This is a genomic window from uncultured Croceicoccus sp. (assembly GCF_947496385.1).
GTDB lineage: Bacteria > Pseudomonadota > Alphaproteobacteria > Sphingomonadales > Sphingomonadaceae > Croceicoccus.
Window position 1 is genome coordinate 1 of sequence record NZ_CANMCP010000021.1, and the last position, 15,303, is coordinate 15,303.

Here is a 15,303-nt window from a genome sequence, read left to right on the forward strand (position 1 = left end):
TCCAACTTGCGGATAAACTTCTCGCTCACCTCGCCCTGTCCGAAAATAAGGCAGTTCAACGATATATCGCAGGTGTCCGAATTCGTCACGCCGATGTAATTAATCGCTTCGCTTTCGCCGGTGTAGCTGTAGCGATAGTCGGGGTGCGTGTGGTTCGTGTGCGGATTCCCGTTAAGGCGGGCATAGGTTTTGCCGTTATGCCGGCCAAACGTGCCGATGTTCCAAGTCTGACCATCCGTAATCGCGCCATCGCAATCGATCTTGATCGTGGCGCGCTGCGCATCAATGAACTGGCCCTCGGTGTCGGTCGTCGCGCTAAACGCGCCCCAGATAACCTGCATCTTGCCGTTTGTGTATTGGACAGCAGGAGCGTAGCGGTTGGAGCTGCCGCCGCCCATCATGGTGCCGATGTTAGCGCGCTTGCTCATGGCCGTATCGTTGACGCGGAAGATCCCGATACCCCAGCGGGTGAGCGACGGCGCGACGGCGCCCATGCCCTTGTAAACGAGGATATCTTTGCTCGCAGTGCTGAAATGGATGCCGTCTGTGTTGACGACCGGACGCCTTGCAACGTCCGACTGTTCGAAAGACGTATCACTGAACATGGTCGGCTCGTAACCGGCACCCTCCGTGAAACCAGCGTCGAGCATTTCTTCGGGATAGGCCCGGATGACCTGGAGAGTTGGAAACAGTTTGGGTGACCATTCTGTCCCTACCGCAGGCAATAGCGTAACAATTTCCTTTAACTCTCCATCACCGATATCGACTTCGTATTTTACTTCGGAAGGAAGCTGATCGATGCGAAAGCCAGTCGCGGGTCCGACGCAACGGTTCCAAACCGTTTCGCCCTTCTTACGGTAAAAGATGCTGCGATTTGCCATAATCATTTATCCTTCGAATTTGAGAGCGTGGGGTGCAGGTTCGATGTTGCCATTGGGCGGGGAATCGGGACCGGAGATTTCAATCCCGTGCGGGGCCCCTACTGCGCTCGCCGGTTCCACGACCGTCGTTGTCGGCGGCGGCGCTATCGTTGCCCTCGGGACGACAAAGATGTTTCGGAACTGAACGGTGCCCGCTTGGGAGCCGGCCACCAGATGGATTACATTCGTTTCTTCGGCTTTAAACTCAAAACTTGCTTCGTTTTGCCATGTACTGCCTGCATAATTATCGGGATGAACCCCAATAGTTGTTGTCCCAAGTGAGACCCCGTTCTTGATGGCAACTTGGGCTGTGGTTGAATTACCGCTGGCGTTTCGCCGATCAAAAATAACGCGATAACTTTCCCCGGCTATCAAGTTGAGCGTTTGGAAGACTGTCGGCGCACTATTTGATCGAGTAAGGCTCATTACATTGTCGGACGTCACAACCGTTCCATTCGATGTGACCTGCCATGGGGAAAGCCCGTCGAAGGTTCCATTCTGCACAAAATTGTCCGACCCGGCCGTTATCATCATCGACAGAACCGTATCGCTTGGGCTGTTTACGCTATCCGGCAACGTCTCCCGCAGCGTAAAGCTGCTTGTGCCAATCGCGTTCGGGGTCCCCGTGATCACACGCGCCGCACTGTCGAGAGTCAGACCCGCCGGCAGCGATCCTTGTGCCAACGCGATCGTACTTCCCGGTGTCGCTCCGCCAATGTCGATGGCGGACGGCTGTCCTACGGTGATGCTGATCGACGCGAGCGTCAGCGCGGACAGTTGAGCTTTCATCTCGACGTCCGTGATTGCCCCCGCACCCATCGCCGGCGGACTGCTCGAAAGGCGGCCGAAGGCGTTGTATGTCGGTTTGACCATCCCGAATATCGAAGGCTCGATACCCGCTAGCGGTGCAACAGGCGCATAGGCGTTGGCCAGTGCATTGGCGTCGTGATGATCCAGAGCTATCGGTTCGGTGCTCGGAAGCTGAGGGTCGGCATAGATGGAGGTGTTCGAACGCCCCGCTCGGAACGCCGCGAAATCGGCGTACTTGTCGCCGCCCACATAGTAGCTGCCTAGACCCCAATATTGGTTTTTCCGAAAACTCAGTCCCGATGCATCGCCCGCGAAATCAAGATGTTTCCCGGTGGACGAGATGATGAGATTGTTGGCGAACGTCGCCGTCGCATTGGTGACATCGCCGGACATGCTTTCCACCCCGGGGTTGGCATTGATGATCGTATTTCCGTAGATCATCGCGTTTTCGAGACGGTCGTGGCTCGGCGGTGTATACAGGGTGATACCGCCGTAATAGGATTGTCCCGATACGTTATCGTTCACGCTGATGTTGTTGCGAACAATGTTATTGTACATTGGTCCGTTTTCGTAGGAACAGACTAAATACCCACAGCCTTGGTTCTCGGACGTATAACAATATTCGATACCGCAATTACGGCACCCGCCATCGATATCGATGCCGTCCCCGTCAACATGGTTGCCGGTCTTGTTATTATCGGACACACAATGACGGAACCAGACGTTTTCGCAATTGTACATCCAGATGCCGACGGGACCGTCAGTGCTGGCCGCGCCATTGTTGGTCGAGCGCGTCCATGTGACGCTCCCATCCCGTACATGGCCCATCACCAGGCCGTCACGGGTATTGCCGTCCACAAAACAATTATCGAAATGAACATCGGTATGGACCGGCGCGCCGTCCGCACTTGATCCTGGGCCGTAGCCAAGGACGGCACGCCCGCAATTGCGAATGTCGCACCCGCTGATCCGCACATCGTCATAACCAGCGTCGCCGCTATCGCCACCGAGCAAGATGCCGTGTCCGGATTCGATGAAGTTCGACATTTCGACGTTGATGACGCGCACGAAACGTTCGCGCTGCGCGCGGGAGCCTGCATTGCCGATCATGATGGCATCGGTGCCAATGTTATCGCCGTCGAGGATAAGATCCCGAATGACGATGCCGGAACTGTCGTAAACCAATATGCCGCGATCAGCTTGGACACAGCGTATTCGCGCGCGTCCCTCGCCGTAGCTTCCGATCGTCATCGGGATGGCTGCGTCGCCCTGCTCGCGGAACTTGGGATGACCTTCGAACGTATCACCGCCGCGGAACAGGATGGCATCCCCCGGTTGCATGGCGGGCATCTGCGCCACGGCCTTGGCCATCGATTGCCACGCCGCATCGGCCGAGGTTCCGGCAGCATTGTCATCGCCGTCCGACGCTACATAGTAACTTGTACCGGTGATCGCAGGAGCCGAAGCGATTGCGGGACGCTGAAATTCGTCGGGCAGGGTATAGCCAAGCAACGGCTCTGCCACCGTGGTGAAGGCCAAAATGGTATCGCGCGGACTGTCGGGGCTATTTTCCAATGTCTCGCGCAGAGTGAAATTGCTGCTGCCCGCCGTTGTCAATGTGCCGGTAAGCGTACGCTCGGCGCTGTTGAGCGTAAGACCCTGCGGAAGCGATCCGCCTGCAAGTGTAATCTTACTGCCGTCTTTCGCGCCATGGATATGGATTGTTGCGGCTTGACCTTGTGTGAGGCTGTCGGGTGAGACCGAGAGCGTTCCGAGAGTGGCAACAGGATCAGCGACAGTGACGATCACCATCGTATCGTGCGGGCTATTGGGACTATTTTTCAGCGTTTCCGTCAGCGCAATCGTTTTTTCACCCACGTTTGCGAACGAACCGCTGACGATACCGTCCGATACGGTTAAAGGAGTGCCGTCCGAACTGAACGCGGTAATCGTGGAAGAGGCGGTATTATTTACGACGGTTCCTTTCCACAGCTCTCCGGTCGTCGCATTTATCGGGTCCAGGTCGAGAGAGCTTAGCGCAGGCGCGGCCTTTCGCGACTGTAATGCTGCCCATTGGTTATCCACCTTAACCCTCACGGTGGCACCGGTAAGATCGATAGGATCGGGTATTGAATTGTAGATGCCGACCGTCACGGTCCCGTCGCTTGTGACTTCGCCGCGCGCGATCAGCCCGGTCGTATCGACCGCGCCGAACGAAATGGCGCTAACGATGTCGCCAACACGTGCGCCTTCGACAGGCACGGACATGCTGATCTTTTGGTTTGAGACAATGGTCGAGGCGGTGCAGGTTTTCTGACCGAAAAAGGCGAGTTGGGCGCTAGTATTGTAACCTGTTTCTGCCCAGACCTTGTGAACATCGTCCCAGCGCAACATCAGCCGGTCGCCTTGATTGAACAGAGAGCGATCCTGCTGCAACTTCATACCGTGACCCACGCGCGGGAAACACACGATCTGCGCATCGCTACCACCGTGCACAATCGTAGCAAGCTGCCCATCGACAAAGCCGGTCGAAGTTTGGTTAAGGCTCACCATGACGGGGCCTTTCGCCGCCGGTCGTACTTCATTTGTTCCTGGCAGCAGCGTCATCGCCGAATCTTCCGCCGCTACGAACGATTGCACCATACCGCGTTGCCCGGATGCATCGTCGAAACTATCGGCAATGACGATTCGAGGCCATACGAAGCCCGGCTTCGAATCCCGAAGCGTTACGGGAAGACAGGCGCCGTCGCCTCGCACGGTCAGTGTTATCGTGTTCGCATGGTACAAACCGCCATGAAGGAGCACCGCCTGATCGAAGGAACGGTTCGCTCTATAGGCCAGATTGGTCCGATCGCAGGTAAGGTCGACCTTGATGTTGCTGGCGGGCGGGACGACAACATCAGTCCCCGCAACTGTCGTTGCGGCATTCGGTGGCCCGGCAATCGACAAGGCATGGGTGCGGTCGCTGCGGTCGATCACTGCAACAAGCTGCAGATCGACATCGACGAGCTTTCCGAAACCATCGAGCGCCAAGGTCGTATCGATCAGGCGAAGCTGACCGCGCATGTAGCTGCCAGCAACCACCTCGCCGCAACGTTCCATGGTAAAGCCACCTTCGAAGGTGATGTACGGTGCGCTGCCCGAACCGGTACGCAGCGGATAAGCAGGATGCGGCGCGCCATCCGCGCCATTGTCGCCGCCCGCGACCCCGCCCATGAGCGCTGCTCTTTTCAGATCATAGAAACGGCCACCGACAAAAATCTTGCCTGAACCGCCCGTCACCAGGTTCTGATGCGCATTACCAGCTTGCAAATTTACACACAGGCTATGGGCAGCGGTTCCAGGATTCCAGGCGCAATGCGGAGAGCCGTCCAACACAACGTTCTCGAAATATTCTTCGGTGACTTTTGCGTTTCCTGCGGTGCAATAAATCTCACCGCCGAAATTGCGCATGTCGACATTACGCATTTCGATTCGCGTACACGTCACATCTTGAGCCCAAAAACCCTTGTGCGTTAGATTGACCTGAGGCTCGACCGGAAGTTCGGCATGATAGGTTCTCGTGCCGTCTAGTTCGACATTCTCCAGTTTGAAGAAGTCCATGGTCGTGCGGGGCAGTATGACGATGCCGCTGCCGATCCAGTCCGATTGCAGATCGGCGCCAGAACCGGCCAAGGGCGGATCGTAAGTCATGCCGAACTGTGTGATGCTGTCGTTGTTGCTACCGTGGCTATTCAAAAGCCGCAGCGTGGTCCGGTGGCGGCTGGCTCCGCCAATGACCAGGTTTTCCCGCACGACCATATAATGACCGGACGAGCCCGTCGTAGCGCTCTCTTCAGGGTTACGAAGCGGCGCCCACAAATCGTAAGTGCCTGCGCGCAATTCGATCCGCTCGATGCCTACGGCATTGGCATAGTCGATCGCCGCCTGAATGAACGGCTGCGCATTACCGCTCCCGGTATAGCCGAACTGATCGGGCGAAATGGAGCCGCTCTCGGAGGGCAGCAAACGGAAATGGCTCTCGCCCTCCCCTTTCAGGCAGGCGCGTGGATGCGCAGCAAGCAATTCGGCGGTTGCCAGCCCATCACTGACATAGGACGCGCATCCGGAACCGGTCTGCGCATAGCCGCTGCTATGGATCCTCTCGACATGGGGCGGCGGGGATATACGCATCGTCGTGAAAAGTCGTGGGATGGAACCCGACAAATGCTGCGCCAGATCCTGCGCAAGTTCGGCGACCTTATCTCCCGTACCGGTAGCCACACGCGCGACATCATCGGTCGCTGCGCGCAAATCGGTTATCGCGTCTTGGGTTTGCTGTGTGGAAGCTTCAACCGATTTTGCGGTTTCGAAAGCTTCTGCGGCTTGCTCACGCGCGCCACTGCCCATGGCGCGGGCGATATGATCGAACCCGCTCATAGTGACACCTGTACGAAGCTGAGCTCGAAATTCTGGTTATTGGCTAAATCGAACTTGAGGTCACATTCGCAAACCACCGTGGAAGCAGGCACGGCGTGATCGATTCGACTTTTTTTCGAGAATGTTCGGATCATGTGGACTCTCTTTTTTTGGAGGCCCACGATCAGTGCATTGGTTATCCTTTGTAGGAAAATAAAACCTTATTGGTTATAATCGGAACAGCTGTGCCCTTCGGGCATCCGCATTTTCGAGTGCGTCCGTTTGCCGATATCAATCGGTCATAATTTTCACTTACTTTTTCAGCATTGTACCGCCAACGATTCGAACACCGGCATCCTCGCAACGATTCAACATCCGTGCCGCAGATTTTACCTTGGTAACGCCTTCGCGGGTCGCGACGACTGCGCCCCCTGTAGAAAGTGCCGCAAAAAGATAGTCGTCAGAAATGGAAGCTGCGTTCGTGTCTACCAATATCAAATCGAAATTTTTCTTATGTGTCTCGATCAGCATCGACATCGTTGAACGCATGAACAGATCATGGTCCAAACCCAGATCCTTCGAACAGGACAGTGCAAACAAATTTCTCAGGGACGTAGGGACCGGATTGCCCGCCATCTCTTGGCTGACCTCTTCGACGCCCAAATTCCTATGGACCGTCGGATTGTAAAGGTCCGCGTCGATCAACAAGGTTCGCGCGCCGGCTTGCGCAAAAACACAGGCCAGATTGGTAGCGACAGTCGTACGCCCCTCTCCACGATCAGCGCTGATAATCGACAGCGCGCAACGCACCTCGTCACCAAGAAACCACTGAACCGCCAATTTTTGCGCTAGTCGTCGCAGATCGGCCGCGCGTGCCGACATAGGGTCCTTCAAAACGACGATTTCGTCGCTGACGTACTCCAGACGATCCCAATCGACGTTTTCGCCCCCCTTGTTAGGGGCAGTAAAATTTCGCTCAGCCGACGCCATACCGCCTTGCGCGGCAATTGCGTCAGCCAATCCAGTATGCGAGCCTTCGTCCGCAATCGCCTCGTTTGCGGACCCGTAATGAGGCCCATCCTTAGCAGGCGTATCGGTCATTGTGCGTTGATCCACTATGTATTCCCTAAGGATGGCAGCAATCCAGCAAATCTTCGGGGTTGCAAAATGTTCTGTCCGTCGGATGAACGCACCGACCCCAAATCTGGAATTCCGAGCCAGCCGTCGAGTTCTTCAGCCATCCGAATTTTTAGGTGGAGAAGCTCGAGCAAAATGGCCACGGCTATTCCAGCGATCAAGCCGCCAAGGACGCCCAGGACGATAATAAACAATCGCCTCGGACCGACCGGATTAAAGTTCGGGGTTGCCGGCGTAAGCAAAGAAATATTGGTTTGCGCGGATTGACTCAACACTTCGAGTTGCGTCCGACGCTGGGCCATCTGGTCATAGGCTTCTTGCACGCCTGCGACGTCAAGACGCGCCTGAGCAAGCTCGCTTTCTGCTGCCTGCGATGCCATGGTACGCTGCATCTGCGCAGCGACCTGGTTTGCAATTCCCTGCTGCGCCTGACGCGCCTGTGCAGCTTCGGCCGCCTTGCTGCGTCGCGCTTCTGCAATTTGTTGCGATTTTTGCGATTCCACGCTGCCAATCTGATCGCGAAGCTGCCGGACCTGCGCATTGTTGGGGCCGGCGATGGTATTCAATTGGGCGAGCTGCGATCGCAGCGCGGAAAGCTGAACGTTAAGCTGCGTGATTACAGGGTCCGATTGCAAGGCAGGAAGCGCACCGCTAGCTGCCTGTGAGCTTGCGACCTCTGCATTTGCGGCGGCACTCGCGAGCTGCGTTGCGAGCGTAGTCAACCCGACGTTGTCCGCACTGCTTCCGCCCTCCGAATCGATGACACCGAGCTGGCTTTTCAAGCTTGCCAAACGGCGCTGTGCCGCCTCCAACTCATCCGCCTTTTGCGTAAGCTGATTATTATAGGATTTGACCGCGGCGCGAGCGGGTTCCGTCTGTAATGCGAGATTTACGTCAATAAACGCCTGCGCAAACGCATTTGCCATGAGCGCCGAAAATTGAGGGTCATTGCTTGCATACCCGATTCGCATGAGACGCGAACTTGGCAGGCTCGATTGCACAGTCATGCGCGGCTGCAACACTTTCGCGAGGAATGGCTTGACCGGAGTCGAACCTGGCACCCATCCAAAACGGGACGCGAGAACAGGAAGGGATTCCTCGTCAAGCAAATCCACTACACGTTCGGCCACGCGATTGCTCTTCAGAATATCCTCCAACGTAAGAAGATAATCAGGAGACAGACTTTCCCCCTGCGTTCGGGCGCCGATTGTCTCCGACGACCGGGTTTCCACTACGACCGAGGCATCGGACTGATAAACATCCGGAGCGAGAAGAGCATATGGCCCGGCCAAGGCGAGACCGGCGAATGCAAGCCCTGCGATAATAAGCCACCGCAGGCGCAACACCTTGAGCATGTGGCTCAAAATCATATTCTACACCCCTTAGAAAATGCGCGCACCGACGCGAATGAGATCGTTCGGCCGAATCTCGGCATCTCTGTCAACCTTGCCGGAAATTTCCACACCATTTGGCGCCTTCCGTGTCACCTTCAGCTTGTTTCTGGAGCCACGCGGCGTCAAGCCACCAGCAAGTGCCATCGCACGCTCCATGGTCAACCCTGGCTCTAAGGGATAGGCTCCGGGATTCTGCACTTCGCCAAGGATATAAAAGGTCGGGGCTTCCGTCACAACGATTGTTTCATAGGGCTGCGCAACGCGATCTCGCTCGCCACTGACAACGTCCGAGGCGGGGATTTCGACCATTTCACCTTTCGCATTCGTGATGCGAATGACACTCGCACCCTGAGCAAGATTGGCGCCTGATCGGGCAAGAAGGTCTGTCAACCGCATTCCCGCTCGATCAAGAACATATTCACCGGGCCGTGCTACGTTACCAAGCACCGAAACCCTTTTGCTTTTGTATTCTTGCACAACCACATTGACGACCGGATCCCGGAGAATTCCCCGCCGCCTGAACTCGAGGGCAAGTCTTTCGCCTACCTGCGTGGCGGACAAACCACCAACCATCACTTCACCTAGTTCGCCAACGGGGATCGTGCCGTCGGCGGACACCTGAACCAATGCATCATAGACATCGGTCCCGTAAACGTTGATCTGGAGCACGTCACCTTCTCCCACTTCGTAAAGGGATTGGGGTGCAGCTATTTCCTGTGCAGCGGCAATTGCGGCGAAGGCAGGGGCCCCAAGCAGCGCAAGAGACGCAAGGAAAGCGCGATAGGCACGCGGCATAATGAAATTCCTCATGGTAACTGTCCGTCGCACAACCGTTCCGCCGCCCTTCATCCTGGCGCCCTCGGCGCCCGTGAATCGAATCCTTGGAAGCGATGTGACGACAATATCAATACCCGCTCGGCATAAATAGACGATGAACGGAATTGAGTGCGCTATCTTTTCCGAAATTGAATGGCGCAAGCCGATCATAGAGAATTTAAACTGCCTCTTGCAATAAATGCAGCATATTATTCAATTTTAGCTGGATCTGAATAAGTATTATTACGGAACGGATTTATTTCGGAAATACGGCTTTTTAGGTCGAATTTGAATTCTTGGCGAAGATAGCGGCCCTCGGTTTTCAATAAATAATGGCTAAGATTTTTGAACTTTGTTCCACCCCAAACCATTTCGATTTCTCTGTCCTCAAACCCGGCTATCGAGGTCAACGCAAGCTGGTGAAGCAACCAATCTCGCAAACCCGGAAAATCCGCCTTGGCATATTTTTTCCCTTTGTAGATAGCATCTTGCAGAAACAGTGCCTGATCGAGACAGGCTGAAACACCCAACTGATTTGCAAGCTCGCTAGCATCCACAAGAGTATCGCGGCCCTCCACGGCAAGAAGGGCATTCATGTCCGCCAGCCATTTCAGGCGAGACCATCCATGATGTGCGCCATGCACGGATAAATACACGATATTGGCGTGAGGCTGGAGCACCTGTACCGCGCAGTTTCCTAAAATATGTTCCGTCCTAGTAAGGTCGGCGGACATGACCGGCAGGAGAAAACGATTAACGAAAAAGCGCCAATGCAAATCCACTGCGACCTGAAGGCGATCGCTATAGAGTTCCAAATCCTTGCGCTTCGACATTACTCCGGAAGCGCGAATATCGCCGCTGTTGGAATTTCCGTTGAACCCGAGCCGCGTCAAACTTTTCTTAGCGGCCACGACATCGCTTTCGTCGACGAGAATGTCGATATCGTGATTGCTGCGTACACCAAGACGCCCATAAGCACGCGACGTGATCTGCAGGCCTTTTATCAGAACGAAGCCAATTCGGTCGTTGTCGAGCTGATCCTTGATCATCTTAAAGGCCGAAAGCATCCGCATTTCAGAAAATGCAAGTGCATCTTTTTCGGTCTTTAACTTCGTCAGAACACAGGGGGGCACGCCGGTTAGATTATCGGAGGCGCCTTTCAAAACATATTCTGCCAAATGCCCTTTTACACGATGACGCTTGGCAAGCCGCATGACCAGATCCCAGTCTAACGATCTTGCATCGACCTTTTCTACATGCGCCGGATGCGTCGCCATCGATGTGCATCTCGCGACGAACGCCAGTTCCTCCGTAAAAACAGGTTTCAATTATTTTACTCCGATATCGGATCAGGTTTTTACTGTAATTTAGTAACAATCTTTAGGCCTGCCGGAACTGTATGTTATTGGAACAGATCGAATTTCCGCGTGTTCCTAGTCGATGAGTCGGGCTATCTCGATGCTTAGGCTTTTTCGCCTGCTGATACTAGGAGCGCAGATATGGAAACCTTGAAAAATAACGGCTATGAAGCACCGAAGATGGAAAAAATCGGCTCGTTTGAGGAGCTGACGCTCGGTAGCTCGACCGGCAACTTCCTTGACGCAGACTTTCCGGATGGCACGCCATTCGGTGATCTTACCTTTTCCTAAAATAGGTAATCACCGAGGGATTGAATTCCCAAAGTGATCTGAACGAGACTATGTTTCGTTTTTATAGCCCGCCGGTAACGTACTTTGCGTCCGGCGGGTTTTCATTTTATATAATTCTTAATTACTAGGCCGTGTTGACAAAAGGAATTGGCAAATTTGCTTGGTTGTGATTCGAGCCTGCTTTTTGAGGGCCAGTCATGGGTCGCGGGGATTTGTCGGATGCGGAATGGGAACTGATCGGGCCGCTGCTGCCGCCTGAGCAAGGCCGGTGGGCGTCTCCTGCAGGCCATAACCGGCGCTTTCTCAATGGCATGCTCCACGCGCTGCGGGGCGGCTGCCCCCTGGCGCGGAAGCGAAGCTGTGCATAGCATACATCCACGAGCGACACGGCAATCGGAACTCGATCTATGTCCGGTTCCGGCGCTGGGCAGAACAGGGTGTCTGGGATGCTCTCCTGCAAACGCTGGTCGATCTGGGCCCGACCGACGACTGGCAGCACATGATCGACAGACCAGCGTTCGCGGCCATGTCTCGGCAGCGGGCGGAAAAGGGGGCTTGTGCGAACGCTCCCGGTCGATCACGCGGCGGCTACGAGCAAGCTCCCGATGCACACCCGGCCCCGTAACCGTGGGCTGCAGGCCGCCTTGCGTGGAGCGGGATTGCAGGGTTGATGGCCGCTTCTTTGAATGGAGTGGCAAAGATGGGCGATAGCGAGCCGGATCGAGCGAGTGCGCATATGAGTGGTCATATGAGTACTCGCATTGAGGTTGTCGGGCGGGTTTCAGGCCGACGACGCTGGACGGTGGAGCAGAAGCTGGCGATCCTGCGGGATGCATTTGGGCCCGGCGGCTCGGTCCGCGCGGCGTGTGAGCAGCACGAGATTGGCAGCGGATCCATTTATACATGGCGGCGACAGGCCATGTCGGGAGAACTGGTTGGCGTCACGCCGCGATCGGTGCCGGCATTTTCCGAGGTTGAAGTCGCGGATCCGGTTGTCAGCGACGGCGCGTTGCCCGTGCCGTCTCATTGCGGGAATATCAGGATCGAACTGCCGACAGGTGTCCGGCTGACTGTGGATGCGATGGTCGATGGCAACGCCCTGGCTCGCGTGATCTCGGTATTAAGCCTTTGATGCCCCTGCCACCCTCGACGCGAGTTTACCTGGCGTGCGGCGCGACAGACATGAGGAAGGGATTTGATGGCCTGGCGGTCATGGTCCAGCAGGTGCTGGAGCATTCACCCCATTGCGGCGCGCTGTTCGCGTTTCATGGCAAGCGCGGCGATCTGATCAAGCTGCTCTGGTTCGATGGCCAGGGCATGTGCCTCTTTTCCAAGCGTATGGATCGCGGCAAATTCGTCTGGCCAATGACAAAGACGGGCAAAGTCAGCCTGACCTCGGCGCAGCTTTCCATGCTTCTCGAAGGTATCGACTGGCGTCGTCCGGAGCGCACCACAGCGCCGCTTCTTACGGGCTAAAAAGTGGCGGGTTTGCGCGGTTGTTCTGGCAAATGGCGGCCCATCCTGCTAGTGGATCGCAGTGTCGGACGCCTCCTCTTCCAACCTTGATAAAGATGCCCGGATCGCCGAGCTGGAAGCCGCTTTGGCGGCGCGGGATACGCTGATCGACACGCTGCGTTTTCAGTTGGCGCAGTTGCGCCGCATGAGGTTCGGGCAGTCGTCGGAGAAGCTGTCAGCGCAGATCGAACAACTCGAACTGACGCTTGAAGAACTCGAAGGCGAAGCCGCTGTCGCCAATATCCGTCAGGCCAAGTCGGCACACAGGTCCGAACGACCATCGCCGGTTCGCAGCCTTCCGGCTCATCTGCCTCGGGACGAGCAGCGGATCGAACCCGAGACAGGTCACTGCAATTGCCCCGAGTGCGGCGGCATTCTGCGCCCCTTGAGTGAGGACAGCAACGAGATCCTCGATGTCCTGCCGGTCCAGTGGCGCGTTATCCGCACAATCCGCCCCAAGTACAGTTGCCGCTCTTGCGAGAAGATCGTGCAGGCACCGGCTCCTGCCAAGGCAATCGCCCGGGGCAGGGCCAGCTTCGGCACGCTCGCCCATGTGGTGGTATCCAAGTTCGATCATCACCTCCCGCTTTACAGGCAGGCCGAGATGATGACGGCACAAGGACTCGATATCGATCGGTCGACTCTGGCAGGCTGGGCAGGACAGGCCGCGCAGCTGCTCGACCCCATCGTATCGCGCATTCGCGAGGAAGGGCTGAAGGCAGCCAAGATCCACAGCGACGACACGCCAGTGCCGATGCTGGTACCCGGCAAGGGCAAAACCGCGCAGGGCCGGCTGTGGACTTATGTCGTCGATGACCCGGCCAGCGGAGCAAACGGGCCACCACTGGTGTGGTACAAGTTCACTCAGACACGCAGCGGCACCTATCCGCAAACCGAACTGAAGACATTCGCCGGTCTCCTTCAAGCAGATGGATACGCCGGATAGGCCAAGCTCTATGGCGGCAATCGCATTCAGGAAGTGGCTTGCTGGGCGCATTTCCGGCGCAAGATATTTGAGAACCATCAGACCAGTCCGACACCGCTAACAACCGATCTGCTCGAGCGGATCCGAGCGCTCTATCGGATCGAAGACGAAGTTCGCGGTCAGCCCCCCGATATCCGCCGGCAATGGCGGCAGGAGAAAGCCAGGCCATTGGTCGACGAGTTACGCTCGGCGATCGATGATGCGTTGCGCCGGCTATCGCCCAAGTCGGCAATGGCCAAGGCGCTGACCTATGGCCGCAAGCGCTGGATTGCTCTCACGCGTTTCCTCGATGATGGACGGGCCGAGATCGACAACAATATCGCCGAACGCGCGATGCGCAGCGTTGCGATAGGTCGCAAGAACTGGTTGTTCGCTGGCTCCAAGGCTGGAGGGGAGCGCGCCGCTGCTATCTATTCCGTCATCGAAACCGCGAAACTTAACGGCATCGAGCCGCAGGCCTATATCGCCGACGTCATCGCGAAGATCGCAGACGGATGGCCAGCCTCTCGCTGGGACGAACTCATGCCTTGGAACTGGGAAGATCCCAAGAGACCGCTGATCGCCGAAGCCGCATAATCGGCGGCCTCCACGCCACGCTTACCCCGGCCCGCCGTGACAATGAGGGGCTGCCTCTCGGCTTCATCCTGACCGGCGAGGCCTCCGATTACACCGTTGCCGAGCCGCCAATGTCGATTTCCGTCGCCGCGCCCGAAGCTTTGCTGGCGGACACGGGCTACGACGATGATCGCTTCCGCGAAAGACTGCTCATCCGGGTATCCTGCCGATCATCCCGCCTCGCTCGAACCGCAAGGTTCCCCAACATCCCGACTATCGCCGCTACCGGGACCGCGTCGAGAGCATGTTCGGAAAGCTGAAGCAACAGCGCCGGTTCGCCACTCGCTACGACAAGACCGCCCTCTCCTTCGAGAGCTTTCTCTACCTCGTCGCCCGCCTATGGCTGAAGTCTTCTGTCAAAACGACCTAGCATTACAATCGACGATTCGATTGCGCCACGGATCGGCAAACGCAATAAAATGAACTTAAAGGATTCGTTAACCATTTACCCTTTATAAACTGTCCATATCGAATCTTCGATGGAGAGCACTTTGGCTTTCGCCCGTTTAGCTTCCCAAGCGGAACATATCTCCCGGCTGTCCCTCTCCCATCCGAACGACATTGAGATCGTGCGCGCATATATATCTGAATTAGAATATTTGCGGAAATGCGAGATCTCAGCTCCCAGTAAGGTATCGGTAGATTTGCCCAATGCAAGTGTCGAATTCATGCAAATGGCTGATAACCTTAAGATAGCTTTCCCGGTTTGTCGTGATGAGGAGCTAGAAAACTTGGCATTGCAGCTATTCGATAGTGAGGTCGCGCATGAGTAATCTCGGGTTGATACCGTCAAGCACTAAGGTGCGTCACTAAGTCGCACGACAGTCCTGATCATGTTGCCACCATTCGCGCAGCTTATCAGTTATACCGTCGATGGCACCTTGGCGGGAGACAAGCAATTCGCGTGGCGGACAGCGCGCGCGCGAATTGCCTCAAGATCGCGAATTTTTTTCGCTTGCTCTGTCAAACTTAAACGTTGCATCCGACTAGGCGGTAAACTCATAAAACGGCTTGTGATCTGCGGGGCCGCATGATTCAGGTTCTTCATTGTGATGGAGGGCTTG

12 protein-coding genes and 1 pseudogene are annotated in these 15,303 nt (G+C 56.1%); 6 read left to right on the forward strand and 7 right to left on the reverse strand.

The features are described from left to right. The 6 genes from Q0897_RS15420 to Q0897_RS15445 all read right to left on the reverse strand — a co-directional run. Positions 1-881, reverse strand: an 881-nt coding sequence (locus Q0897_RS15420) for a hypothetical protein (protein WP_299310266.1), incomplete at its 3' end; no start/stop codon positions are given. Positions 882-887: 6 nt separating this feature from the next. Next, positions 888-6,149, reverse strand: coding sequence for a putative Ig domain-containing protein (locus Q0897_RS15425; RefSeq protein ID WP_299310267.1), 5,262 nt, complete (start codon positions 6,147-6,149; stop codon positions 888-890). A gap of 291 nt (positions 6,150-6,440) precedes the next feature. Continuing rightward, complete coding sequence (locus Q0897_RS15430; protein ID WP_299310268.1) at positions 6,441-7,229, reverse strand: P-loop NTPase; 789 nt, start codon at positions 7,227-7,229, stop codon at positions 6,441-6,443. A gap of 14 nt (positions 7,230-7,243) precedes the next feature. Continuing rightward, positions 7,244-8,635 carry a Wzz/FepE/Etk N-terminal domain-containing protein gene (locus tag Q0897_RS15435; protein WP_299310269.1) on the reverse strand — a complete coding sequence of 464 codons (1,392 nt, stop codon included), beginning with the start codon at positions 8,633-8,635 and terminating at the stop codon, positions 7,244-7,246. A 12-nt stretch (positions 8,636-8,647) separates the two neighbouring features. After that, positions 8,648-9,646, reverse strand: a complete 999-nt coding sequence (locus Q0897_RS15440) for an SLBB domain-containing protein (protein ID WP_299310270.1) — start codon at positions 9,644-9,646, stop codon at positions 8,648-8,650. Between the two features lie 38 nt (positions 9,647-9,684). Next, positions 9,685-10,752, reverse strand: a complete 1,068-nt coding sequence (locus Q0897_RS15445; RefSeq protein WP_299310271.1) for a nucleotidyltransferase family protein — start codon at positions 10,750-10,752, stop codon at positions 9,685-9,687. A gap of 222 nt (positions 10,753-10,974) precedes the next feature. Between Q0897_RS15445 and Q0897_RS15450 the strand changes: the two genes are divergently transcribed. The 6 genes and pseudogenes from Q0897_RS15450 to Q0897_RS16155 all read left to right on the forward strand — a co-directional run bounded on the left by Q0897_RS15450 (position 10,975) and on the right by Q0897_RS16155 (position 14,609). Next, positions 10,975-11,124: a lasso RiPP family leader peptide-containing protein gene (locus Q0897_RS15450; protein WP_239807405.1), complete on the forward strand. Its 150-nt coding sequence runs from the start codon at positions 10,975-10,977 to the stop codon at positions 11,122-11,124. Between the two features lie 197 nt (positions 11,125-11,321). Further along, the gene (locus Q0897_RS15455) at positions 11,322-11,492 is read left to right on the forward strand and encodes a transposase (RefSeq protein ID WP_299310272.1); all 171 of its coding nucleotides are present in this window, start codon (positions 11,322-11,324) and stop codon (positions 11,490-11,492) included. Between the two features lie 302 nt (positions 11,493-11,794). Next, positions 11,795-12,256, forward strand: coding sequence for a transposase (locus tag Q0897_RS15460; protein ID WP_299310273.1), 462 nt, complete (start codon positions 11,795-11,797; stop codon positions 12,254-12,256). Continuing rightward, positions 12,253-12,600, forward strand: coding sequence for an IS66 family insertion sequence element accessory protein TnpB (gene tnpB, locus Q0897_RS15465; protein ID WP_299310274.1), 348 nt, complete (start codon positions 12,253-12,255; stop codon positions 12,598-12,600). The genes Q0897_RS15460 and tnpB overlap by 4 nt, the downstream gene beginning before the upstream one ends. Positions 12,601-12,661: 61 nt before the next feature. Further along, a pseudogene (locus tag Q0897_RS15470) lies at positions 12,662-14,200 on the forward strand (IS66 family transposase). Between the two features lie 211 nt (positions 14,201-14,411). Next, on the forward strand, positions 14,412-14,609 hold the full coding sequence (locus Q0897_RS16155) for a transposase (protein ID WP_366519947.1): 198 nt from the start codon (positions 14,412-14,414) through the stop codon (positions 14,607-14,609). A 492-nt stretch (positions 14,610-15,101) separates the two neighbouring features. Here the strand turns inward: Q0897_RS16155 and Q0897_RS15475 are convergent. After that, positions 15,102-15,303, reverse strand: a 202-nt coding sequence (locus tag Q0897_RS15475; protein WP_299310275.1) for a hypothetical protein, incomplete at its 5' end; no start/stop codon positions are given.